Annotated in this window: 23 protein-coding genes; 13 read left to right on the top strand and 10 right to left on the bottom strand. The window is 33.0% G+C overall.

What is annotated here, in order from left to right:
- The first annotated feature begins 534 nt into the window (after positions 1-534).
- The gene (locus ABY285_RS09120; RefSeq protein ID WP_372769275.1) at positions 535-1,245 is read left to right on the top strand and encodes a tRNA1(Val) (adenine(37)-N6)-methyltransferase; all 711 of its coding nucleotides are present in this window, start codon (positions 535-537) and stop codon (positions 1,243-1,245) included.
- A 3-nt stretch (positions 1,246-1,248) separates the two neighbouring features.
- Here the strand turns inward: ABY285_RS09120 and ABY285_RS09125 are convergent, their stop codons facing one another.
- A complete protein-coding gene (locus ABY285_RS09125) occupies positions 1,249-2,619 on the bottom strand; it encodes a saccharopine dehydrogenase family protein (RefSeq protein ID WP_372769277.1) in 1,371 nt (456 codons plus the stop codon).
- Positions 2,620-2,691: 72 nt separating this feature from the next.
- Positions 2,692-2,925: a putative signal transducing protein gene (locus ABY285_RS09130; RefSeq protein WP_372769279.1), complete on the bottom strand. Its 234-nt coding sequence runs from the start codon at positions 2,923-2,925 to the stop codon at positions 2,692-2,694.
- 85 nt (positions 2,926-3,010) lie between these two features.
- On the opposite strand from ABY285_RS09130, the gene ABY285_RS09135 reads away from it, so the two are divergent.
- The 3 genes from ABY285_RS09135 (at position 3,011) to nhaA (ending at position 6,721) form a co-directional block, all read left to right on the top strand.
- Positions 3,011-3,379 (top strand): DUF423 domain-containing protein, encoded by a 369-nt coding sequence (locus tag ABY285_RS09135; RefSeq protein WP_372769281.1) that lies wholly within the window; start codon positions 3,011-3,013, stop codon positions 3,377-3,379.
- Positions 3,380-3,706: 327 nt separating this feature from the next.
- Positions 3,707-5,320, top strand: coding sequence for a phosphoenolpyruvate carboxykinase (ATP) (pckA, locus tag ABY285_RS09140; RefSeq protein ID WP_372769319.1), 1,614 nt, complete (start codon positions 3,707-3,709; stop codon positions 5,318-5,320).
- Between the two features lie 84 nt (positions 5,321-5,404).
- Entirely contained in the window at positions 5,405-6,721 is a 1,317-nt protein-coding gene (gene nhaA, locus ABY285_RS09145; protein WP_372769283.1) for a Na+/H+ antiporter NhaA, read from the top strand.
- Between the two features lie 4 nt (positions 6,722-6,725).
- On the opposite strand, the gene ABY285_RS09150 is transcribed toward nhaA, so the two are convergent.
- Positions 6,726-7,133: a DUF6146 family protein gene (locus tag ABY285_RS09150; protein WP_372769285.1), complete on the bottom strand. Its 408-nt coding sequence runs from the start codon at positions 7,131-7,133 to the stop codon at positions 6,726-6,728.
- Between the two features lie 81 nt (positions 7,134-7,214).
- Between ABY285_RS09150 and ABY285_RS09155 the strand changes: the two genes are divergently transcribed.
- Entirely contained in the window at positions 7,215-7,781 is a 567-nt protein-coding gene (locus tag ABY285_RS09155) for a DNA-3-methyladenine glycosylase I (RefSeq protein WP_372769287.1), read from the top strand.
- 165 nt (positions 7,782-7,946) lie between these two features.
- Here ABY285_RS09155 and ABY285_RS09160 read toward each other — a convergent pair whose 3' ends face one another.
- Positions 7,947-8,957 (bottom strand): effector binding domain-containing protein, encoded by a 1,011-nt coding sequence (locus tag ABY285_RS09160; RefSeq protein WP_372769289.1) that lies wholly within the window; start codon positions 8,955-8,957, stop codon positions 7,947-7,949.
- Between the two features lie 93 nt (positions 8,958-9,050).
- Here ABY285_RS09160 and ABY285_RS09165 point away from each other — a divergent pair, with 93 nt between their 5' ends.
- The 3 genes from ABY285_RS09165 to ABY285_RS09175 all read left to right on the top strand — a co-directional run bounded on the left by ABY285_RS09165 (position 9,051) and on the right by ABY285_RS09175 (position 12,528).
- Positions 9,051-11,084, top strand: coding sequence for a dihydrofolate reductase (locus tag ABY285_RS09165; protein ID WP_372769291.1), 2,034 nt, complete (start codon positions 9,051-9,053; stop codon positions 11,082-11,084).
- 309 nt (positions 11,085-11,393) lie between these two features.
- Entirely contained in the window at positions 11,394-12,110 is a 717-nt protein-coding gene (locus tag ABY285_RS09170; protein ID WP_372769293.1) for an SDR family NAD(P)-dependent oxidoreductase, read from the top strand.
- 31 nt (positions 12,111-12,141) lie between these two features.
- The gene (locus ABY285_RS09175; RefSeq protein ID WP_372769295.1) at positions 12,142-12,528 is read left to right on the top strand and encodes a hypothetical protein; all 387 of its coding nucleotides are present in this window, start codon (positions 12,142-12,144) and stop codon (positions 12,526-12,528) included.
- A 21-nt stretch (positions 12,529-12,549) separates the two neighbouring features.
- Here ABY285_RS09175 and nadB read toward each other — a convergent pair whose 3' ends face one another.
- The 3 genes from nadB to ABY285_RS09190 all read right to left on the bottom strand — a co-directional run bounded on the left by nadB (position 12,550) and on the right by ABY285_RS09190 (position 16,326).
- Complete coding sequence (gene nadB, locus ABY285_RS09180; protein ID WP_372769297.1) at positions 12,550-14,145, bottom strand: L-aspartate oxidase; 1,596 nt, start codon at positions 14,143-14,145, stop codon at positions 12,550-12,552.
- A 12-nt stretch (positions 14,146-14,157) separates the two neighbouring features.
- Positions 14,158-15,150 (bottom strand): quinolinate synthase NadA, encoded by a 993-nt coding sequence (gene nadA, locus ABY285_RS09185; RefSeq protein WP_372769299.1) that lies wholly within the window; start codon positions 15,148-15,150, stop codon positions 14,158-14,160.
- Positions 15,151-15,273: 123 nt separating this feature from the next.
- Positions 15,274-16,326: a branched-chain amino acid aminotransferase gene (locus ABY285_RS09190; protein WP_372769301.1), complete on the bottom strand. Its 1,053-nt coding sequence runs from the start codon at positions 16,324-16,326 to the stop codon at positions 15,274-15,276.
- Positions 16,327-16,601: 275 nt separating this feature from the next.
- On the opposite strand from ABY285_RS09190, the gene mnmD reads away from it, so the two are divergent.
- Both mnmD and ABY285_RS09200 read left to right on the top strand, forming a co-directional pair.
- Positions 16,602-17,264 carry a tRNA (5-methylaminomethyl-2-thiouridine)(34)-methyltransferase MnmD gene (gene mnmD / locus ABY285_RS09195; protein ID WP_372769303.1) on the top strand — a complete coding sequence of 221 codons (663 nt, stop codon included), beginning with the start codon at positions 16,602-16,604 and terminating at the stop codon, positions 17,262-17,264.
- Positions 17,265-17,366: 102 nt separating this feature from the next.
- Positions 17,367-17,504 (top strand): hypothetical protein, encoded by a 138-nt coding sequence (locus ABY285_RS09200; RefSeq protein WP_372769305.1) that lies wholly within the window; start codon positions 17,367-17,369, stop codon positions 17,502-17,504.
- 31 nt (positions 17,505-17,535) lie between these two features.
- Here ABY285_RS09200 and ABY285_RS09205 read toward each other — a convergent pair whose 3' ends face one another.
- Both ABY285_RS09205 and ABY285_RS09210 read right to left on the bottom strand, forming a co-directional pair.
- Entirely contained in the window at positions 17,536-18,663 is a 1,128-nt protein-coding gene (locus tag ABY285_RS09205) for a glycosyltransferase (RefSeq protein ID WP_372769307.1), read from the bottom strand.
- Complete coding sequence (locus tag ABY285_RS09210) at positions 18,660-19,622, bottom strand: lysylphosphatidylglycerol synthase domain-containing protein (RefSeq protein ID WP_372769309.1); 963 nt, start codon at positions 19,620-19,622, stop codon at positions 18,660-18,662. Before ABY285_RS09210 ends, ABY285_RS09205 begins: the two co-directional genes overlap by 4 nt.
- Before the next feature lie 24 nt (positions 19,623-19,646).
- Here ABY285_RS09210 and ruvC point away from each other — a divergent pair, with 24 nt between their 5' ends.
- Positions 19,647-20,198 (top strand): crossover junction endodeoxyribonuclease RuvC, encoded by a 552-nt coding sequence (gene ruvC / locus ABY285_RS09215; protein WP_372769311.1) that lies wholly within the window; start codon positions 19,647-19,649, stop codon positions 20,196-20,198.
- 3 nt (positions 20,199-20,201) lie between these two features.
- Here the strand turns inward: ruvC and ABY285_RS09220 are convergent, their stop codons facing one another.
- A complete protein-coding gene (locus ABY285_RS09220) occupies positions 20,202-20,489 on the bottom strand; it encodes an antibiotic biosynthesis monooxygenase (protein ID WP_372769313.1) in 288 nt (95 codons plus the stop codon).
- Positions 20,490-21,038: 549 nt separating this feature from the next.
- Here ABY285_RS09220 and ABY285_RS09225 point away from each other — a divergent pair.
- Both ABY285_RS09225 and hemW read left to right on the top strand, forming a co-directional pair.
- A complete protein-coding gene (locus ABY285_RS09225; protein WP_372769315.1) occupies positions 21,039-21,794 on the top strand; it encodes a hypothetical protein in 756 nt (251 codons plus the stop codon).
- A gap of 343 nt (positions 21,795-22,137) precedes the next feature.
- Positions 22,138-23,283 carry a radical SAM family heme chaperone HemW gene (hemW, locus tag ABY285_RS09230; RefSeq protein WP_372769317.1) on the top strand — a complete coding sequence of 382 codons (1,146 nt, stop codon included), beginning with the start codon at positions 22,138-22,140 and terminating at the stop codon, positions 23,281-23,283.
- Positions 23,284-23,328: the final 45 nt, after the last annotated feature.

Consider the following 23,328-nt stretch of genomic DNA (forward strand, 5'->3'; position numbering starts at 1 on the left):
ATTTAAGTAAGGATCCTGAGGAAAACGTTAATATTTCAGAGGAAAAGGAAAACAAAAAACTGGTTAATGAATTATCTGCAAAAATCAAAAAGCACATAATAGAAAGAGACCATATAAAACTGCATTAGAATAGGTTGTTATAATCCTTTAAATTTGAAAAGAACATATTATGAAACACAATTACGTCTAGTATTGGCTTGAGTGTTAAAGAGCCTTTTATAGTTAATAATTTAATTAAGATTTTACAGATGATTTTAACGATGGTTATTATATAATTAATATTTCCTTCATTTCACTATATAGTTTGGCATTAAATACTGTTTATAAAAATCGTAACGTCAAAAAATTAGGTAAAAAAGAATAATATCCCAATTGGTCAAACATATAAAACTGAATTCATGCACTTTATAAACTCCTCTAAACCTTAAAAAAGCATATTAAAATGAAAGAAATTAGAACAAAAATTGTAATCGGATATGTATTTGGTCTTATATTTTGTATAATCGGTGCAACAATAATTTATAAGTATAAAAAATGAAACCTTTCCATTTCAAACAATTCAGCATTCAACAAGATAAAACGGCCATGAAAGTGGGTACTGACGGAGTTTTATTGGGCGGTTGGTCGAATCTTGACATAAATCCGAATAGTATTTTGGATATTGGTGCTGGAACAGGCTTAATAGCGTTAATGATGGCACAAAGGAGTAATGCGGAAATTATTGATGCAATTGAATTGAATGATGAGGCATATGAACAAACGGTAGAAAATTTTGAAAATAGCGATTGGGGCGACCGATTGTTTTGTTATCATGCTTCGTTACAAGAATTTGTCGATGAAATGGAAGACAAATATGATTTCATCATATCAAATCCGCCTTTTTATACTTCTACCTATAAAGATCTTCCAAAAGAACGCGCCATGGCACGCCACTCAGAAAGTTTAACCTATACTGATTTATTGGAGTCTGTTTCAAAATTATTGTCCTCAAAAGGAAATTGCGCGTTTATCATTCCATTTGAAGAAGAGGAAAATTTTATTAAAATTGCTAAAGAAAAAAAATTGTATCCAAATAGAATTACCAGAGTTAAAGGTGCTGAAAATACTGCAGTTAAAAGAAGCTTGCTTCAATTTTCATTCATAAAAAGGGAAGCAATTTCAAATGAATTAACCTTGGAATTATCAAGGCACAATTACACTTCTGAATATAAAATTTTGGTTCAGGATTTTTACCTGAAATTGTAGCGATTATCCCGTCACCCGTTCCGGATTATAACCCAAATAAGGTGCTTTTTTTTCGTGAAACACAATGCCGTTTTCTTCGAGTTCTTTCAAAATAGGTTCATAAACTTCTTTGCTAATTGGCATTTGTACGCCTGGCGTTGTAATTTCCCCATTTAATATTTTTAGAGTGGCAATGGCAACAGGCAATCCTACAGTTTTTGCCATTGCTGTGTAAGTTTGATTGTCTCCAATGCAAACCATGCTACTTTTAATTTGATGTTTTTCACCATTTAATTCATAGCCAAAAAGATGTTGCATTACAATCATATCTTTATCATTTTCTTTTAATGACCAGTTGTCTTTAAGTATTTTTTCAAGAATTTTTGCAGGCGTCGCGTTTTTCAGTCCAACCATTTTAGTTGCGCTAAAAATGTCCAATTCGGTTAACTTGTCCCAAACAATATCATCCTGATCAATTTTTAAGTAATAGCCCAATTTCAATTCAACAGAATCATATGGATTGTAAGCTAAAAAGGAGTTTGTGAAATCCCTGTAACTCATGTGTTCAGAATTTTCAATGGTGTAACTGTCATCGGTCATTCCCAATTGAATAAAAACATTCCAGGCTCTTGAAAAACCAACACGTCTAATGGTTCCTCTATATAAAGTCAAAATATTGTCTAAGCCATAAACACTTTTATATTTCAGAGAATCTCTGTTGGCGTAGGCTTCAAATTTCCCATAGCCGTCTATTTTTAAAATTTCTGTTCGCCTGAATAATTTATGATAAGGAATATATTTGTAGGTTCCTTCCTGCAAGAATTTTGCGGCACCGCCTTGTCCGGCCAAAACCACATTTCTTGGATTCCAGGTAAACTTATAATTCCATAAATTGTCATCACTTTCCGGAGCAATCAAACCACCGCAAAACGACTCAAAAAGAAGCATTTTACCTCCTTTTTCACGAATCTCATCAATTACCTTCATAGCGCTCATATGATCGACACCGGGATCCAAACCAATTTCATTCATTAAAACCAGATTTTTTTCGACTGCTTCCCTATGAAGTGCTTTCATTTCATTTGAAATATAAGAGGCTGTTACCATGCTTTTTCCAAATTCTATGCAATCTTTCGCCACGTTTATATGCAAATGTGCCGGAAGCATGGAAACAACAATGTTGGCGTTTTTTATGGCTTCTTTTCTTTCGATTTCGTTTAAAATGTCAAGCGATCTGGCAGTGCCGTTTTCATGATTTCCGACTTTTCTTTTGGCAAGTTCTAAAGAAACATCGGCAACGGTGATATGAAGATTTTCGCTAAATGATTTGTTTAATAAATAAGTTATTAATGAAGAAGATGATTGGCCTGAACCAATAACCAGAATATTTCTCATTCTCGTATTTTTATGGATTAAATCAGAACACGAAAATACAAATTTTATGGCAAAACAGATAGGTTTATCATATTAAATACTAGTGTCTTCAATCGATAATAAAATCTCTTTTGCTTTTTCAAAATCGGCACTGTTCACTTTAAGTTTATAACCTTCAACATAAGCCGTTCCAATAATAGACATCAAATTTTCATCAAAAATAAAACTATGAATTCCATAACTGGACAATAAGGTTTTAGCAATATGAATTTCATGTATCAAACTGGAGACTAGAATGGTTACTAAGGAATCTGAATTGCTTTGCATAATTCTTATTTTAACCTAAATATACAAAATGTTGCTTTTATAAAATGATAAATTTTATCTTTAGCGCTTAATTTTATAATGACCAATGAAAAAAAATTTAGTAATTGCTTCTTTAATAGGGGTTTTAACAATAGTACTGGGTGCTTTTGGTGCCCATGCATTACAAGAAACCTTAAGCGTAAATGAATTAAAAAGTTTTGAAACAGCAGTTCGTTACCAAATGTACCATGTTATTGTATTGCTGTTTGTAAATTCATTTTCAGGTTTTGTTTTGAAAGATAAAAACACCATCAGCTATTTGTTTTTTGCGGGAATCTTGTTTTTTTCAGGATCAATTTATGTAATTACATTAGGCGTAAACCCCAAAAGTATATGGTTTGTAACACCGTTGGGAGGCTTATTTTTTATTTTAGGATGGTTAAAAATGGGAATTTCCTATTTTAAGAAAGAATAATCGGTTGATTTGACAATTAATTTAAAATCCTTTTGAAATGTTTGTTGACCTAAACAAATAAATCTATTTTTACCAAATATTTTTTACAAGAAAAAAATTAAAAAAAAAGGTTTTTTTTTGACAAAGAACGAAAACGTTTTCGCAAAAAAATAAATGATTTTCAAAATATGTAAAGCGTTGCCAGAAAGTATTTTATAGTACAGAAAACGTTATCTTAGATAGTTCGTTTTTACTGATAAATATCATAAAAGCAACCTTGAGTTAGTGCGAAATTTGTTATATAAATAAATAGTAATCAAAACACATAAAACACAGATTATGAAAATTATGAAAGATGTAATTGCTAATTCCTTGAAAAAATTAGGATTTAAAGATGTCAAAGAAATAATTTATAATCCATCATTCGATGAATTATATAATGACGAATTAGCCCCTTCGCTGGAAGGTTTTGAAAAAGGATATTTGACCGAACTTGGGGCAATTAATGTAATGACCGGTAAATTTACCGGCCGTTCTCCTAAAGATAAATATATTGTAAAAGATGATGTAACTGAAGATACAATTTGGTGGACCTCTAAAAAAGTAAAAAACGATAATAAACCAATCTCTCAATATGTTTGGTCTGATTTGAAAAAAACGGTTTTAGAAGAACTTTCTCATAAAAAAATATTTGTTATAGATGCATTTTGTGGTGCTAATGAAGATACCCGGTTAAAAGTTCGTTTTATTGTTGAAGTTGCCTGGCAAGCCCATTTTGTGAAAAATATGTTTATCCGCCCAACAGAAGAAGAACTTGAAAATTTTGGAGAACCTGATTTTGTAGTGTTAAATGGATCTAAAACTTCAAACCCAAATTGGAAGGAACAAGGACTGAATTCTGAAAATTTTGTTGTTTTTAACTTAACTGAAAAAATGCAAATTATTGGTGGCACGTGGTATGGAGGCGAAATGAAAAAGGGAATGTTCTCAATGATGAACTACTATTTGCCATTAAGAGGAATTGCCTCAATGCACTGCTCGGCTAATGTTGGTAAAGATGGTGATACCGCTATTTTCTTTGGGCTTTCCGGAACAGGGAAAACAACACTTTCCACAGATGCCAACCGTCAGCTAATTGGTGATGATGAGCACGGATGGGATAATGAAGGGGTTTTTAATTTTGAAGGTGGATGTTATGCAAAAACAATCAACCTTGATAAAGATTCTGAACCGGAAATTTATGCAGCCATTAAAAAGAACGCGCTATTAGAGAATGTAACTGTTCATGCCAATGGTAAAATTGATTTTAGTGATAATTCAGTAACTGAAAACACGCGTGTTTCTTATCCTATTCACCACATTAAAAATATAGTGAAACCAGTTTCTAAAGCAGGACCAGCCAAAAAAGTTATTTTCCTCTCTGCTGATGCATTTGGGGTATTACCTCCAGTTTCAAAATTAACGCCTGAGCAAACAAAATATCACTTTTTGTCAGGTTTTACTGCAAAATTAGCAGGTACAGAATGTGGTGTTACTGAGCCAACTCCTACTTTTTCATCTTGTTTTGGAGCTGCCTTTCTTTCTTTACACCCAACTAAATATGGTGAAGAACTTGTAAAAAAAATGGAAGCCAATGGAGCCGAAGCTTACTTAGTTAATACAGGTTGGAATGGAACAGGAAAACGTATTTCTATCAAAGATACGCGTGGAATTATCAATGCGATTCTAAACGGTTCTATTGAAAAAGCGGAAACTAAAATTATTCCTATTTTTAACTTAGAAGTTCCAACTTCTCTTCCAGGTGTAGATTCTAAAATTCTTGACCCAATTGATACTTATAAAAATGTTGACGATTGGTCAATAAAAGCGGTAAATTTGGCTGAATTATTTATTAAAAACTTTGATAAATATACAGACAATGAAGAAGGAAAAGCTTTAGTGGCTGCAGGACCGCAACTGTAAGCGAAAACAAAATTAAAAATAAAAAAAGTCTTCTGAACGGAAGACTTTTTTTATTTTTAAAAATTACATATCTTACGACAACTTATGATAAAGAAAAAAATAAAAGCGGTTGGAGGTTCCTTAAATCAGTTTATGCATTTAGAGACAACAGCAAGTTTGCTTCTTTTTGCGTTTTCGATTTTAGCTATAATTTGGGCAAATTCGCCTTATAGCAGTGCCTACGTGGATCTTTGGCATTACAAGTTTACAATCGGATTTGCAAACACAAATTTTCATTTGGAAAAATCGCTTATTTTATGGATTAATGATGGCTTAATGGCCATTTTCTTCTTTGTAATTGGCTTGGAAGTTAAACGCGAAATTTTAGCAGGAGAATTAACTACTTTGAGAAAAGCGTCACTTCCTATTTTTGCTGCAATTGGAGGTATGCTATTTCCAGTGATGATATTTTTATTTTTCAATCAAGGAAAATCTGGTGTAGATGGATGGGGAATTTCAATGGCAACAGATATTGCTTTTACCTTGGGGATTTTAAAATTATTGGGAAATCGAGTGCCATTGGGATTGAAAATATTTTTAACGGCCTTCGCCATTGTTGATGATATTGGGGCAGTTATTGTTATTGCTATTTTTTATAGCGCCAATATTCAATGGGATTTAATTGCTTATGCTTTGCTAATTGTTAGTACACTTGGCTTTTTAAGTTATAAGCATATTTACTCCAAATACCTTTATTTTGTTTTGGGATTTGTGGTTTGGTTATTATTCTTAAAATCGGGAATTCACCCAACAATTGCAGGGGTATTAATGGCATTTACCATACCTATGTACCGGGAAATTAATTTAAGTGACTATGTGCAGGAATTATCCGCGCAACTTAAAATTTTTAAAGGATTTAAATCTAAAAACCCTCAATTACTCAACAAAAAACAATTGGAGATTGTTGATGAAATAGACACGATTACCGTCCAGGTACAGTCCCCACTCCAACATTTGGAGCATTCACTTCATGGTTGGGTTTCTTATGTCATCATGCCAATTTTTGCTTTGGCAAATGCAGGTGTGGCATTAAGTTTTAGCGGATTGGAAGATACTGGCCACATTTCTCTAAATATTGCTATGGCCTTGGTTTTTGGAAATACCTTTGGAATAATGCTGCTCTCCTTTTTAGCCATTAAATTTAAGCTGGCCGATTTGCCTGAAGGCGTGGAATTTAAGCACTTATTAGGAGTGAGTATTTTGGGCGGACTCGGTTTCACCATGTCCTTGTTTATTACCAACCTTGCCTATAATGATGAAAGTTTTATTTCAGCCGCAAAAATGGGCATTATTTTAGGATCCCTAATCGCAGGATTTTTAGGATATATGGTTTTAAGAATACAACTTAAACCGAACAAATAAAGGACTAAAGTAACCGTTGGTTGTATTTATATTCCACAAATTTAAAGTAGTTGTAAAGTTTGTAATTTACTTCTAAACCATAATCCACATTAGGGTCATAATCTATATGGTTTTCATAAATGTCGCTTCGGTATCTTAATGGATTTGAGGCTCTAATATTCCATTCAGAAACATAAAACCGATTTTTTGTTTCATAATATTCCTTTGAATAAAACCACATCGGTTTGGCAATCGTATTTAAATAGGTTTCGAATCCAATATCTGTAATAATGATTTCATATTCCAAACTGTCATTGGCAATTCTAACCGCTTCTTTGGGGTAGTTTGCATCGCTTGTTTTTGTGGTTTTTGTTGTTGAAGAACAGCCAACAATAAATAAACCAATGGTCACATAATAAAATAAATTTTTCATAATCAATGAATTTAATTCACTTAAAATTACAAAAAATATGTCAAATTTTCTAATTTAGCTTTTCATTTAAATTCAACTAAAATGGACAAAACACGATGTGGCTGGTGTAAAAACGACCCGCTTTATATGGCATATCACGATACAGAATGGGGTGTACCCGTTTTCGCGGATGACAAATTATTCGAGTTTTTAATTTTAGAAACTTTTCAGGCGGGTTTAAGCTGGATTACCATCTTGCGTAAGCGAGAAAATTTCAAAAAGGCCTTTGATGATTTTGATTATAAAAAAATCGCGAATTATACCGAAGCAAAATTTGAGGAACTTTTATTGGATGCCGGAATTATCAGAAACAGATTAAAAATTAAAGCTACTATTTCAAATGCTGTTGCTTTTATGGAAGTTCAACAGGAATTTGGCTCATTTTCAAACTATATATGGGGTTTTACCAAAGGAAAACCCATCAAAAATAAATGGAAAACATTGAGTGAACTTCCTGCAACGACGGAATTATCAGATGTCATTTCAAAAGATTTAAAAAAGCGCGGATTTAAATTTGTGGGTCCAACAGTAATATATGCTCATATGCAAGCAACCGGAATGACCAATGATCACGTTACCGATTGCTTTAGGTATGACGAGGTGTCTTGATTTTGAGTTTTTAGTGTTGAGTTATTTGTTCCATCATATTCCTGTTAAAACATCTGCTCTTATTTTTGAAAGAAACGTCAAACTTAAAACCCCTCCTTTTTTGTCTCTTGTCTCTTGTCTGTTTTCCTTTAAAAAAGTAGCGAGCTTCTAATATCGAACTTTCTCTTATTTAATAGGTATATAAATTTCCGTTATCCACTTTGCCGGATTTGCAGTTTCGTTTGGGCCAATGGTATAAATTTCAAAGGGTTCTCCACCTTCAATTTCTGTAAAATCTTGGGCAGTGAGTCCATTATAAGCTGCTTCCCAGGCGTCAAAGGAAAATTTATAATCTCCCGTAAAAATTGTTTTAAAAGTTTTTTGCGGTTTTAAAAAGCCCGTTAAAACATCTCCTGTAGTAATCACCCTTTCTTTTACAGGAACACAGGCCGAAAACATGGCCGTATTATTTTCTTCGTCCCATTTATGATTTAGTGTAAAAGGTTTTCCGGAAGGCTCAATGTTATTATCTGCCATAAATTTTATAACAACAGGAAACATTTTACTCATTTTTTTCTCAATATCTTCTATTTTACAAGACGTAGTTTGGTATAAATAATAGCCGCCGCCATAATCAACCATTCCTTTTAATTCAAAAGAATGTTTTTCCATTTCTTTTAAAACGTATTGTTCAAGCAATTCCAAACCTCTGTCATAGGTTGTAATCATGTTTTTTTCGATGCCTCCTTTAAAGAGCCAGTAAAATTTTTCGACAAATGAATTTTTGCCTCTCATTCCCCAGGTGACTTCAGTACCAAGATCAGTTTTAGCAAAATTCCAATAAACTTCAGCGATATGCCCTTTGCTAAAATCAATTTGTTGAATAATTTCTTTATTTGGAATGATGGAGATGGTTTTCATAAATCCGCTGCCATCTTTTCCTTTCCAGTTGTAGGTCGATCCAACACCTGAAGTTGTGTCTTTAAAGGAAGTTACCATAGTAGGATCCTTTTCTAGCCAGGGACTCCAGTTCTCCCAATTTTTAAAATCATTAACATTGTCAAAGATTACTTCCGCAGGGGAATTTATAATTCGGGAACGGTGAAAGTCGTAATTACTTTCAAGTAGAGTGCCGTAAATGGATATTCCAATCACTGCGGCCAAAAGAAAAAAAATGAAGTATTTTAAATATTTCAAAAGTTGAAGTTTTGAATTAGCTTAACACTAAATTACTGAATTATTCTGTTATAAATTAGTAAATTTGTCGATAAATTTTAAATTATCAATCAGATGAAAATTAAATATTTTTTACCGATGCTGTTAACGGCATCAATCTTATTTTCTTGCGCCGATCAAAAGAAGGAAGAAAACACAAAAAAAGAAGCCTCAACAGAATTTAAAACTGAAGTTGAGCAATTTGCCGATATTAAAATATTGCGTTATCAAATTCCGGGTTTTGAAAACCTAACGTTAAACCAAAAAAAATTAGTGTATTTTTTATCTGAGGCCGGTATCGAGGGCCGTGATATGATGTATGATCAAAATTATCGCCATAACTTAAAAATTAGACGTGCTTTAGAGAATATTTACCAAAACTATGCCGGTGATAAAACCGTTGAAGACTGGCAAAACTTTGAAATCTACTTAAAAAGAGTCTGGTTTTCTAATGGCATTCACCATCATTATTCAAATGATAAATTTAAGCCTGAATTTTCAGCAGCATATTTCGACACTTTATTAAAAGAAACTAAAACTAATCTTACGGGAGAGGCTTATGAAGTTATTTTTAATGATAAAGATGCCAAAAAGGTAAACCTAGACGAAAGTAAAGGATTGTTGGAGGGGTCGGCCATTAATTATTATTCACCCAATATTACGGCAGCTGATGTAGATAAATTTTACGCTTCAAAAATTGATAAAGACGACAAAGCACCGGTTGAATATGGGTTAAATTCGAAATTGATAAAAAATGCCGACGGCTCTTTGGAAGAAAAAGTTTGGAAAGTTGGTGGTATGTATAGTGCATCTATTGAAAAAATTGTTGGCTGGTTAGAAAAAGCGGTTGAGGTTGCAGAAAATGCAAAACAAGCGGAAGCGTTAAAATTACTGATTGATTATTACAAAACAGGTGATTTAAAAACTTGGGACTCCTACAATATTGCCTGGGTAACAAGTACCGATGGCGATATAGACTATATCAATGGATTTATTGAAGTATATAATGATCCAAAAGCTTTTAGAGGTTCTTATGAGTCAATTATTCAAATAAAAGATTTCGACATGTCTAAAAAAATGGCTGTTTTGGCTGAAAATGCCCAGTGGTTTGAAGACAATTCAACATTGCGAGAATCCCATAAAAAGAAAGATGTGGTGGGTGTTTCTTATAAAACAGTGAATGTGGCTTCAGAATCTGGAGATGCATCACCGTCAACGCCAATTGGCATAAACTTGCCAAATAATAATTGGATTCGTGAACAACATGGATCAAAATCTGTTTCTCTTGGAAATATTATTGAAGCATACAACAATGCTGGAGGTACAGATCGATTAAAAGAATTTGCTTTTAATGAAGCTGAAGTTGAAGATGAAATAAAATATGGCCAGGATGCCGATAAATTGCATACAGCTTTGCATGAAGTTATTGGTCACGCCAGCGGACGAATAAATGATGGAATTGGCCAGCCAAAAGAAACCTTAAAAAATTATTCTTCAACCTTAGAAGAAGCGAGAGCTGATTTGGTTGGACTTTATTATTTGCCTGATGAAAAATTGGTTGAAATGAATATTTCACCAAACGCTCAAGGAATTGGAAAAGCAGCTTTTGATAGTTACATCAGAAATGGTTTAATGATGCAATTGATTCGTTTAAATTTAGGTGATGACATTGAAGAAGCGCATATGAGAAACCGACAATTGGTGGCTGCCTGGGCTTTTGAAAAAGGTAAAAAAGACAATGTAATCGAAAAAGTTGTAAAAGAAAATAAAACGTATTTTGTGGTTCGTGATTACGCGAAATTGAGAGTTTTGTTCGGTGAATTGTTAAGTGAAATACAACGCATTAAATCGGAAGGGGATTTTAAAGCCGGAAAAGCTTTGGTTGAAACTTACGGCGTTAAAGTGGATCAAGCCCTTCATAAAGAAGTTTTGGAGCGTAACAGCAAATTTAAATCAGCTCCTTACAGCGGTTTTGTCAATCCGGTATTGACTGCTGAATTAGATGCTGAAGGAAATATTAATGATGTAAAAGTTGTTCAACCTACAAGTTTTGCAGAGCAAATGTTGGATTATGCAAAAAGATACACCACTTTACCCGATGTAAATTAATCGTATTAAGAATTTTTGTAAAAGTCCGTTTCAATTTATTGAAGCGGATTTTTTTTAGTGTAAAGAGAAGGTAATTAAGGTAAAAATGAGGATGATTAAAATAAGTGAAATAAGCACAATGAATGAGTTTTTATAATACTTTTTATGAATTTTGATATCCTTTTTATAACTCCAAACCATAGCTATTACAAAGGCGATTGCAAAAAGTGCCGCAAAAATTAATTGTCCTTTACTAAACATATTAAATGTGTATATTTATCATCAAAAATACATAAATTTCGGTTTGCAAATGAGCATAAAAATAAATATATGAAAAACGCACTAGTTATTGGAGCGACATCCGGAATTGGAAAGGAACTTTCCGGATTGTTGGTGGCGGATGGTTACAAAGTTGTAATTACAGGAAGAAGAGAAAATTTACTTCAGGAAATCAAAGCAACTGATTCGGAAAAATATGTGATTAAAGTTCACGATGTAAATAATTTAACTTCTTGTGACACCTTATTTTTAGACTTAAAAAATGAATTTAAAACCATCGATTTAATAGTGTACAGTTCAGGTGTTGGCGATCCAAATTATGAGTTGGAATGGGAAAAGGAACTACCAACATTACAAACCAACATTATTGCGGCAACCAAAATTTATGGGCTCGCTTATAATTTTTTCAGAAAACAAGGTTATGGACATTTGGTTGGAATTTCTTCCATCGCATCCATTCGCGGAAACCGTCATGTGCCGGCATATTTTGCATCAAAAGCATTTCAGGCAAACTATTTGGAGTCGCTTTGGATGAAAGGAAAAAGAAGTAAAGCCGAAATTTACGTAACTGATATTCAGCCTGGATTTGTGGATACCCCAATGGCAATTGGCAAAACTTTTTGGATGGCATCAACAGAAAAAGCAACCAAACAAATTTATACGGCAATTAAACAGAAACGAAAAAAAGCATATATTACAAAACGTTGGAGAATGGTGGCATTTGTATTGAGAAATGCGCCGTCTTCATTATTGTTTAAGTTTACCTAAATTATTAACCGAATAAAATGAAATTACTTAAATGAAAAACAAAATAAAGGCTGTTCAGGATTTTCATGTAGCATTTGGTTTGGGAATTCAACATAAACCAATCGCAAAATTGGATGAAAATAAATTAAAATTACGTTTCGATTTAATGGCTGAAGAAAATGAAGAATATTTGGAAGCTGCCAAAAATAATGATTTAATTGAAGTGGCTGATGCTCTTGGAGATATGTTGTATATTTTATGCGGAACTATTTTAGAGCATGGTATGCAATATAAAATTGAGGAAGTTTTTAATGAAATTCAACGCAGCAATATGAGTAAATTGGGTGAAGATGGCAATCCAATTTATAGGGAAGATGGCAAGGTACTGAAAGGCCCGTACTATTTTAAACCTAATATTGCCAACATCCTAATGGAATGATTTATTTAAAAAAGGAGCCTTTTAAAACTCCTTTTTCATTAAATCAACATTGTAAAATCCGCCCCTGTTTTCTTTTCTTTCTTTAGAAAATCGTGTAATTAAAAAAGCGGTTGTAATTAAGTTTCTGAGTTCGCACAAATCAACTGAAAGTTCAGAATGATCATAAAGGCGTTTGTTGTCCTCGAATAAAACGTGAAGTTTTCTCTCAGCGCGCAATAAACGTTCATTAGAACGAACAATTCCAACGTAATTGCTCATAATGGTTTTCACTTCATTTCTGTCGTGCGTAATCAAAATTTTCTCCATATTTTTCACCACACCGCTGTCATTCCAATCCGGAATATTTTTTGGGGTTTTAATTTTTTCAAATCGGTTGGTTAAATTTTCAAAGGCTCTATGGGCAAAAACAATGCCTTCCAACAAAGAATTTGACGCTAGTCTGTTTGCGCCATGAAGACCGGTTCTGGTAACTTCTCCGGCACCATATAAATTTTTAATGGAGGTTTTTGCTTTTTTATTCACATTTACGCCACCGCAAATATAATGTGCCGCAGGTGAGACAGGAATAAAATCCTTGCGCACATCGATGCCCAAGGTCATGCATTTTTCGGTAATATTTGGAAAGTGTTTTTTAAAAGACTCATATTCCAAATGCGTACAATCCAAATAAACGTTAGGCATTCCGCTTATTTTAAGTTCGTGGTCAATGGCTCTCGCCACAATATCCCGCGATGCCAATTCTTCACGTTCATCATATTTATGCATAAATCGGTTGCCATAATAATCTCTTAAAATAGCGCCGGCACCACGCACAGCTTCTGAAATTAAAAAAGCCGGGTATTCGCCAGGGTTGTATAAAGCGGTTGGGTGAAACTGAATAAACTCAACATCTGAAACCTCTGCCATCGCCCTATAAGCCATTGCAATTCCGTCGCCTGTAGCAACTACCGGATTTGTGGTGGTAAAATAAACCTGTCCGTTTCCTCCTGAAGCCAACATCGTGACTTTTGCAGCAAATGTTTTTACCACATTTTTTTTCTCGTCCAATACATAAGCGCCATAACAGGTTATTTTTTCTGATACAGAGGTTTGTCTTTTTTTAACTTGATGTTCTGTAATTAAATCAATGGCAAAATGGTGCGATAAAAACTGTATATTTTTGGTATTTTCCACTTGTGCAATAAGCGCTCTTTCAATTTCTGCACCTGTAAGATCTTCGTGATGTAAAATCCGGTTTTGAGAATGTCCGCCTTCTCTTCCCAAAGAAAAGTTTCCTTTGGAAGTTTTATCAAATACAGCACCCCAATCAATCAATTCTTTGAGTCGGGCAGGAGCGTCTTCCACCACCATTCTCACCACTTCTTCATCGCACAAACCATCGCCGGCAATTAAGGTGTCTTCTATATGCTGTTCAAATGAATCGACGGTTTTGTTCCAAACAGAAGCAATTCCGCCTTGGGCATATTTGGTATTGCTTTCGCTCTTTTCGCTTTTTGTAATAATAGTAACTGTTGCATCTTTAAAGTGATTAGCTACTTTTAAAGCAAAACTCAGCCCTGCGATTCCCGAACCGATAATTAGAAAATCGGAGTTGTATGATTTTTTTTCAGCATTCATTGTAATTCATTGTTATTTAGAAAGTTCCAGCATGCGTTCAATAGAAACCAATGCTTTTTTTCTTAATTCTTCCTCTACAATAACCTCGGGTAATTCATATTTTAAGCATAAATACAATTTTTGCATGGTATTCATTTTCATATAAAAACATTCGCTGCAATTGCAATTGTCATCGTCAACCGGGGCAGGAATTAAAATTTTATCGGGAGCTATTTCACGCATTTTGTGTAAAATACCGACTTCAGTAGCCACAATAAATTTTTTCGCATTGCTTGTTTCTACATAATTTAACAATCCGGAAGTAGAACCAACATATTTGGCAACTTTCAATAAATGTTCTTTAGATTCAGGATGTGCAATAATTTCAGCATCTGGATTTTCAGCGTATAATTTCAATATTTTGTCTATTGAAAAAGCTTCATGAACCATACATGCTCCATCCCAAAGTACCATATCCCGACCAGTTTTTTTAATCAGCCAAGCACCTAAATTCCTGTCAGGAGCAAAAATAATGGGCTGCTCTTTTGGTATTGAATTGATGATTTTTTCGGCATTTGAGGAAGTGCAAACAATATCGGTCATCGATTTTATTTCTGCGGAAGTGTTTACGTAAGAAACCACCAAATGATTTGGATGTTGTTTTTTGAAAGCGGCGAAATCAGTTGGCGGACAAGAGTCTGCTAATGAGCAGCCGGCTTTTAAATCGGGCAATAAAACTTTTTTGGACGGATTTAAAATCTTTGCGGTTTCCGCCATAAAATGTACTCCGGCAAAAACAATAATATCAGCACTGGTTTTAGCGGCTTTTTGCGCCAAAGCCAAACTGTCACCCACAAAATCTGCTATATCCTGTATGGCGTCTTCCTGGTAATAATGCGCAAGAATAACGGCATTTTTTTCTTTTCTAAGTTTGTTTACCTCTTTTACGTAATCAATACTTGGAGTTTTAATATCTAAAAATCCTTTTTCCTGAAGTTCATTCTTAGCTTGTTCTAACGTAGTCATATTCTATTTTTTTGATTGATTAAGACCAAATAATATGCCAAACAATCGGATGATAAATCCGATTGTTTTAATAGTTTTCATGCAATAAATGTATGCTTTTTGGCAAAGTTAACCTAATTGAGTTTATTTTACTTTATAAGTCCAGCCAAATTTATCTTCTGCATTTTTGCGTTGAATATCTGTGATGCCTTTTTTTATCAAGGCGGCAAAACTGTTTTCCACTTTTGGCAATTCAAAGTTTTCTCCTTTATTTGAAAAAGCATTAATAACGCTTACAACCGCAGCTGTTCCGGCACCAAACATTTCCAATAATTCACCTTTACGAGCCGCTTCCACAATTTCGGAAACTCTTACGGGTCTAACTTCAATTTTAATTCCTTTATCTTCAGCGAATTGAATAATGCTTTTGCGCGTTACGCCGTCTAAAATACGATCGCTTACAGGTGCGGTCAACAGGGTGTCATTTACCCTGAAAAAGACATTCATTACCCCAGCTTCTTCCAAGAACTCATGGGTACAAGAATCTGTCCATACCACTTGTTGAAAACCTTGCTGGTTCGCCAATTTTGTTGGGTAAAACGATCCGGCATAGTTTCCTGCCGCTTTTGCAGCCCCAACACCTCCGTTTGCAGATCTGCTGAATTTATCGGCAAAAACCACTTTAACTTCACCTGAATAATAGGATTGTACAGGAGAACAAATAATCATAAATTTATAACTGTTTGAAGAGGATGCAGACACGCATGATTCGGTTGCAATAATAAAAGGTCTGATGTAAAGCGCGTTATCACCTCCTTTTTTCACCCAATCTTTATCTAATTTCAACAATTCATTTAAACCTTCAAAGAAGAGATCTTTTGGAAAAGCAGGCATGTCTAATCGCTCAGCCGATTTGTTAATTCTTTCCTGATTTTGGTCGGGTCTAAATAACCAAACATCATCATTGTTGTCTTTATAAGCTTTCATACCTTCAAAAACGGCTTGACCATAATGAAAAACTTTTGCAGAAGGATCCATAGTTAAAGGGTGGTATGGTACAATTTGAGGCGTTTTCCATTTTCCATTTTCATAATCACATTCAAACATATGGTCAGTAAAAATTTTCCCAAATGTTAAATTGTTAAAATCAACTTCTGAAATTTTAGATTTTGTTGTTTTTTCAATATGTAAAGCCATGGTAAGTCTATATTTATTTACGCAAATTTACTATAATTTTTTAATTCACGGTTTTAATTTTACTGAAGGTTACTTCCTTATTTTTAATATATTTGGGGAAAAATATTCATATGAGCAATATGAATAAAATAAAATTACATTATTGACATATTTAAGTTGATTTGTTTTATTTTATTATAAAAATATCACAATCTAAAATGACGTAAATTTGCTGAAAAACAGGCTCTTAAAGTTATTTTTTGGATGAATAACGCTCATTTTTAATTTTAAAAATTTTGGAAAGAAAAATAATGGTCACTGCTGATGGTTCTACAACCATTCATATTCCAGAATGGGATGAACAATACCATTCTAAATATGGCGCAATTCAAGAAGCAAAACACGTTTTTATAAAAAATGGTTTATCACTTTTTTCTGATCAAGATATAAGTATTTTAGAAATAGGTTTTGGAACAGGACTTAACTGTTTCATTACTTTTTTGGAAGCGCCAAAAAAGAATCTAAATATTGATTATGTTGGTGTTGAAGCCTATCCAGTCGTTTCTGAAGAGGTTGAAAAAATGAACTATGCCAATCAGTTAAATGCAATTGAGTTTTCTGCTATTTTTAATCAAATTCACCAACAGGAATGGGAAGTTAAAAGTGACATTTCACCCAATTTTTCTCTATTGAAGCGGAAACAGTTTTTTAATGATATAAATGATGAGAACAAATTTAATCTCATTTATTTTGATGCTTTTGGCGCAAGGGTTCAACCGGAATTGTGGACAGAAGAAATATTTGAAAAAATGTATAAAGCATTGAAAACGGGTGGAGTTTTAGTCACCTACAGCGCAAAAGGAAGCGTGCGAAGAGCGATGCTTACAGTCGGATTTTTAGTTGAAAAAATTCCAGGTCCACCCGGAAAAAGAGAAATGTTAAGAGCTACTAAAGCTTAACTTGAATATTTGGAAAAGAGAAAATAGACAAGAGAAAATAGACAAAAATGCTGAAAGTTGAAGGTCAATAGTGACATAAACAGTTATAAATAAAAATATCTTATGAAACCTCGATTTAAAAAAGCTAAAAAACCAAATTACAAAAGAGGCATCGTTTTGGCTATTTTGTTGCTTGTGATTATTTATTTGTGGATGAATATTGAAAGTATTACCAATGCTCTTTTTGGCGTAAAACCATAGGATAAGCTCAATTTAGCTGAGTTTTGGATTGTTATTTTCTAAAGCTTCGGCCTTTCCATTCGTAGCTTTTAAAAGCTGATAAACATCCTGTAAAAACAATAAAAAAGGGATGCAAAAAACTTATGATTAAATAGTGTTTAAGCGATTTTGTGTTTTTCAAAAAAAAGGAAGTTTGGGCGATTATAATAAAATCAACAATTGCTTTTGCGACAAAGATTAGAATGAAATAGATCCAAAATTGGGGAAATAACAACGTGAAAACTCCTAAAATAAGCACCATTAAATTTTCTGAAAACACACAAAGTCCTACAAATTTTACAAAGTAAATTTTGTAGGAAGCTGATTTTGAGGCCCATCGTATTTGCTGGTGTAAAAACAGTTTCCAGCTATTTTCTGCTTTTGTTTCCACAATAACTTCATCTGATTTTAAGAATTTTACTTTTTTCGGATAGGCTTTTATCATTTTTTCCATTAAAAAAATATCATCTCCACTGGCAATTTCTACATTGCCTTCAAAACCATTAAGTTCAAAAAAAATGGCTTTACGGTAACATAAATTGGCCCCATTGCACATAAATGGATTTTCAATTCCGAAACCGCCAATGGTACTTCCTATTAAACTTATGAAATTCAAATTTTGAAAATGATACAACAATGAATTTTGCAAGCTGAATTTTACCGGAGCGCTTATAAATACGGGTTGCTTTTCTTCAATAAATTGATTGAAAAGATGTAACCATAATTTGGGAACCAAACAATCAGCATCTGTGGTAACGATCCATTCAAAATTCGATAATTTAATGGCAGTATTTAATGCGTCTTTTTTAGGAGATTCGGTTTTTCTAATATTTTGTAAATGGCGCAAGTTAAGATTCGGATTTTGTCTTATAAATTCTTTAATGATTTCAATAAAATTGTCTTCAGAATCATCGTTCACCAACAAAATTTCAAAGAAATCCGTAGGATAATTTATTTCGGAAAGCGATTGTAATAGATTGGGTAAATTGTGCGCTTCATTTCTGAATGGAATTACAATGGAAAACCTATTTTTTGGTGTTATTTTTTTGTTTTTAACAACGTCACTTTTATAAAATCCAAAGATAAAAACCATAATCAGCATTAAATACAAAACCGAAATTATAAAGACTAAGAAAATCATTTGTCGGCGACCATTTTAAAGTTTAACACAAATATACTTCCTATCAAGGTGGGAATAGCGAAATTCAATAGCCACATAAAAGTAGTAATGGATACAATTGTTAATGGATTTATATGAATAAGGCCAAAAATAAATACTGCAACAGAACCTTTAATTACCCAATCAAAAATAGCCAGACTCGGAATAATGGAAGCTATTAAATACGTGCTGAAAATCAAGCTTATGAGCGTGATATAATCAGCGTCCACTTTAAAAAGCCTTAAAAAAAAATAAAATTGATGCGAAAAAACCAGATAACGAAATACAGCGTAACCAAATGTTTTTGTCAAAATTTTCAAGGGTAATTCTTTTGAATAATTAAAAACTTTATGAGCGTATTCTTTAAGGTTTTTTATGATTCCTGAATTTTTTCCAATTAAAAAAAGCAGCAGTAAAACACTTACTGTTAGAAGGAATTTGTGCATATTAAATGAGAACAAACCAATTTCAAAATAGTCGCTTAAAAAGAAAATCCCAAAGATTCCGAAAACCATGGTGACAGTTAGCTGACTTAAATTTCCAATCATGTTTAAAACCATGATTTTTTTTCGCTGTTTCTTTTCAAAATACAGCGCTTTTGCACCGTATTCTCCTATTCTGTTGGGTGTGATAATAGATACGGTTAAGGAAGCCAAACACTGTTCAAAACCTTCAAAAAAGGTAATTTTTTTTTCATGTGAAGCCAATGTTTTCCATTTAAATATTTCCAAAATCCAATTAACATCGGTAAATAAAAGCAATAGCAAAAGCAGCCAGCTATTTTTAGAAAAAAGAACAGCTATCTGTTGTTTCAATTGTGTAAGTGACAAAAGTTGATTGGTGGCCAACTGTTGAAATATAAAATAAAACGCACCAGCAACTATCGCTAATTTTAGCAGAAAGATGATCGCTTGTTTATATTTGTCTAAGATATTGTACATTTGAAATTACAAATAAACAACTAATTGAGCTCAGAAAAAATCATATTGGGAATTGATCCGGGAACAACCATTATGGGTTTTGGATTAATAAAAGTTATCAATAAAAATATGGAATTAATTCGGATGGATGAATTGATACTCAAAAAATATGATGACCATTATTTAAAACTAAAATTAATCTTTGAACGCACCATTCATATTATCGATACGTACCATCCCGATGAAATTGCGATTGAAGCGCCTTTTTTCGGAAAAAACGTACAATCTATGTTAAAATTGGGACGTGCCCAGGGCGTTGCGATGGCTGCAGGTTTGTCAAGAGAAATTCCGATAACGGAGTATTCGCCTAAAAAAATTAAAATGGCCATTACCGGCAATGGAAATGCAAGTAAAGAACAAGTAGCAAAGATGTTGCAGAGTTTGTTAAAAATAAAAGAATTGCCAACAAATTTAGATTCTACAGACGGATTGGCCGCTGCGGTTTGTCATTTTTACAATGGCGGAAATATAACTTCAGAAAAAAATTATTCTGGCTGGGGTGCTTTTGTGAAACAAAACGGAAATAGAGTTAAATAGTTTTTAAACAATTACATCACATTCGTAAGTTTCACATTTTTTATCAATCACCAGTTTTCTGTGTTCACGAAAAAGTTGATGTTCTTTGGAGGCCTCCAACTTATCCTTGTCTTCTTTAGAATTCCAATATTCAACCAGGAAATACTTATTTTCTTTGACTCTGTCTTTAAAAATATGAAAATGATCTAAGCCTGCAGGTTTTGCCTCGGTCAATTCCTCGAATTTTTGAAGCTCAACAAATGAAATTCCTTCTCCCTCTTTTACCTTAAATGAAACGATGTATGCATACATAACTAGTAGGTTTTTCTCAAATTTACGACACCATTTTTAGAAAAAAGGTAATAAAAATCACTTTTTATAATATTTTAAAAAAGGGTATAAGTATAATTAGCAAATAATAGTAAAATGAAAACGGTTTTTATTTAATAGGAAGCTTGATAATAATTGATTAAGGATAACATACTTAGAATTTATAGGGCGTAGTGTTAACTCATAAGTAGACTGATAATCAAGTAATTATTTAGAATTAATATAAATTGGCATTTTTTGTGAATTTATATATTTTTTCTAATTTTTTTTTATAGCTTTTTATCCCAAAATGAAAAAGAACATTTTACTGCCCCTTATATTATAATTTATTTCCCCAATATATAACCTCTTTTAATTTATTAAGCCCCTTTTTATGTAAAATTTTAACGATAGAATTTTATTGTTTAAGGATTGTATTTATTAACGTAATTTTATATATTATGAAGAAGCTTAAATTATTATCAGTATTGCTATTAAGCGGGTTACTTGCGGTAAGTTGCTCGGACGATGAAGTCATTTCGCCAACAGACAATGCGTCAGAACCTTAAAGGTTCTGAAACATTCGCTAAAAATGGAGCGCCAAGTGGCGCACATTACAATCTAAATATTATTGGTATGTCTAAAGAAAAAACAGCAGATATGACTGGAAACAACGGACATGTAATTTTTGTTGGATTAGGTAGTAGCAAAAATGCAGAAGATTTTGTCACAACACGAATTTATTTATCTGATAGTGAAGAAAGTGATGATTCGGACGCTGATTTTCGGGTGCTTGATGCTAACGGCACAGATGGTGAAGCTTCATTCGAACTTCCAAAACCTGGTTATGATGCTTATGTGGTTGGAGATCCAGGAAATGCAGATATATCCTCTGATTATTCCATTTATGTAAGACCATTGGGAAAACCAGGTGGATGGTCAACAATTACAACTTGTGCTGACCTTGCCGATCAGGATGCACTTTATAGCTTGCTTGATAAAGCTGGTCAGAAGGTTATTCAGAATGAAATTGATGATGTTACCGGTGCTTATTGTTCAGTTGAACAGGTAGGAGCAGAGGTTACAATGCGAAGAAAAGGGAAATCCACTTTTGTAGATGTAACAGCAGAGTTAACCAGTATTGTTTTAAAAATTTGGGTTGATTTAAATGCTGATACATTTGAGGATGATGGTGAGATATTCTTTGTACGGGTTCCAATATTTGATGATATTATAGAAAATGAATATTGGAAATATGATAACAATGGCTTAAGGTTGCTACAGGTTCGTTTCTATCCAATGGACTGAAATAACAGATAGTGATATTACTTCCGGATGGAAGTAGGAAAGACATAAACATATAGTAATTACAAGTTGAATTAAGGGCTGATGTTTCTCATCAGCCCTTTTTTTATCCAATTGGTAATACGGGTTTTCTTTATATAGTAATTATGTTAAACAAAATAATAACTTAATTTTATCTCCAGCCATATAAAAATTCAAAAAAAGAAATATGTTTTTGACAATAAAAACACATATAAATATGGTTAAGACCTGAGTTGACCCTTTTGTGAATTTTAAACACAGCATATTTATGGATGTTAATTAGATTATTAAAAAACGTATATTTATCTATTCATAAATAATTATTTTGGCAGGAATCTATATACACATACCATTTTGTAAGCAAGCGTGTTATTATTGCGATTTTCATTTCTCAACTTCATTAAAAAACAAAGATGAAATGCTGATCGCACTAAAACGGGAATTGGTTTTGCGAAAAGACGAACTCAATAAGGAACAAATTGACACCATTTATTTTGGGGGAGGAACTCCCTCTTTATTGACAATTGATGAATTGAGAATGTTGGTTGACATCGTTTTTGAAAACTATGAAGTGGTTGAAGATGCCGAAATTACTCTGGAAGCAAATCCCGATGATTTGACTTCAGAAAAAATAAAGGAGTTGGCAAAACTTCCAATTAACAGATTAAGCATTGGAATTCAATCTTTTTTTGATGATGATTTAAAATTTATGAATCGGGCACATTCTGCGGAAGAATCGAAAAAATGTTTAACAGAAGCTACCAAATATTTTGATAATATCACCATTGATTTAATTTACGGAGTGCCCAATATGAGCAACGAAAAATGGTTGTCTAATTTGAAGCAGGCATTCGATTTTAATATTCCTCATATTTCTGCTTATGCCTTGACCGTGGAAGAAAAAACAGTATTGCATAAGCTTATTAAAACGGGAAAAGTTCCTCCTGTTGATGAAAATTTGGCTTTGAAACATTATAATATTTTGGTTAAAGAAACCGAAAAACGAGGTTATGTAAACTATGAAATTTCAAATTTTGGCAAACTTGCTTATTTTTCCAGACACAATACTTCTTATTGGCTAGGCTACAACTATTTAGGAATAGGCCCTTCATCGCACTCTTTTAATGGTTTTGAAAGAAGCTGGAATGTTTCAAACAATACAAAATACATCAAAGCTTTGCTTGCCGATGAATTACCTTCAGAAAAAGAGCAGCTTACAGAAATAAATAGGTTTAATGAATATATTATGACAGGTTTGCGCACCATTTGGGGAGTTTCTTTTCAAAAAGTAGAAAAAGAATTTGGAGCAATGTATTTACAAGAATTAAAAAAAAGTGCAGAGCGCCATATAGAATCGGGTTTGTTGGAAATTGAATTACGTTCTTTTTCAGGCAAAGTTTTGGTCACTACTAAAAAGGGTAAATTTTTAGCTGATGGAATTGCTTCGGATTTATTTAAAATAACTTCCTGATTTATATGTAATTATAGTTACATATTGCTATTTGTTATCGCAATA

The organism is Lutibacter sp., from assembly GCF_041555395.1.
Taxonomy (GTDB): domain Bacteria; phylum Bacteroidota; class Bacteroidia; order Flavobacteriales; family Flavobacteriaceae; genus Lutibacter.